Consider the following 1,321-nt stretch of genomic DNA (forward strand, 5'->3'; position numbering starts at 1 on the left):
CTGCAGGACGCCGCCGGTGCGGGGCGAGGCCTCCAGGACCTCCACCTGCGCGCCGCGCTGCAGGAGGCGGTGGGCGGCGGCCAGCCCGCTGACGCCGCCGCCGACGACGAGCACGCGCGGGCGCGCCGGCGCCGCGGCGCCCGCGGCGCCCGCGGCGCCCGCGGGGGTGCCGGGGGTGCTCACTGCCCGGTGCCCCCCTGGCCGCCGCGCCAGGCGTGCACCTCCTCGACCACGCGGGCCAGCACGCCCGGGTCGGCCGAGGGCGGCACGCCGTGCCCGAGGTTGAACACGTGCCCGGCGCCGGCGCGCTCGCCGGCGGCCAGGACGCGGCGCACCTCGCCGCGCAGCACGTCCCAGGGCGCGAAGAGCAGGGCGGGGTCGAGGTTGCCCTGCACGGCCACGGGCCGGCCGGCGCCGGCGCGCCCGCGCGCGGCCCCCACGTCCAGCGGCACGCGGAAGTCCACGCCGAGCACGTCCACGCCGCCGTCGACGGCGGCCATGGCGCCCAGCAGCTCGCCGGTGCCGGTGCCGAAGTGGGTGCGCGGCACGCCCAGGTCGGCGACGGCGCGCAGCGCGTCGGCGGAGTGCGCGGCGACGTGGCGCTCGTAGTCGGCCAGCGGCAGCGAGCCGACCCAGGAGTCGAACAGCTGCACGGCGGAGGCGCCGGCGAGGACCTGCGCGCGCAGGAACGCGCCGGTGATCCGGGCCAGGCGCGCGGCCAGGTCGTGCCACAGCTGCGGGTCGGCGTGCATGAGCGCCTTGGTGCGCAGCAGGTCGCGGGAGGGGCCGCCCTCGACGAGGTAGCTGGCCAGGGTGAAGGGGGCGCCGGCGAAGCCGATGAGGGGGGTGCCGGTGGCGCGCAGCTGCTCCACCGTCAGGCGCACCGCGTCGGTGACGTGCTGCAGGCGGTCCGGGGTCAGCTCCGGCACGCGCTCCAAGTCGGCGCGGGTGCGGATCGGCTCGGCGATCACGGGCCCGGTGCCGGGCACGATCTCCACGCCGACGCCGGCGGCCTCCAGGGGCACGACGATGTCGGAGTAGAAGATCGCCGCGTCCACGCCGTAGCGCCGCACCGGCTGCAGGGTGATCTCGGCGACCAGCTCGGGGCGCCGGCAGGACTGCAGCATGGTGGTGCCCTCGCGCACGGCGCGGTACTCCGGCAGGGACCGCCCGGCCTGGCGCATGAACCACACCGGCGTGCGCGCCGGGCGCCGGCCGCGGGCGACGTCGCCGCGCGCCACGGCCAGGTACGGCGCGTCGCGCAGGGGGTCCCCGGCCGCGCCGGCGGGTGCGGGGGCGTCGGGCGCGGCCGGGGACCCCC

General features: G+C 79.9%; 2 protein-coding genes. Both read right to left on the minus strand.

The genetic code is table 11. The features are described 5' to 3' along the window. A partial coding sequence (locus GTR00_RS25285; protein ID WP_166613457.1) for an FAD-dependent oxidoreductase occupies positions 1-183 on the minus strand: 183 nt, incomplete at its 3' end. Next, positions 180-1,321: uroporphyrinogen decarboxylase (hemE, locus tag GTR00_RS21005; RefSeq protein ID WP_323132654.1), on the minus strand; the 1,142-nt coding region annotated here is incomplete at its 5' end. The genes GTR00_RS25285 and hemE, both read right to left, overlap by 4 nt.

This window comes from Kineococcus indalonis, from assembly GCF_009906395.1.
Classification (GTDB): Bacteria; Actinomycetota; Actinomycetes; order Actinomycetales; family Kineococcaceae; genus Kineococcus; species Kineococcus indalonis.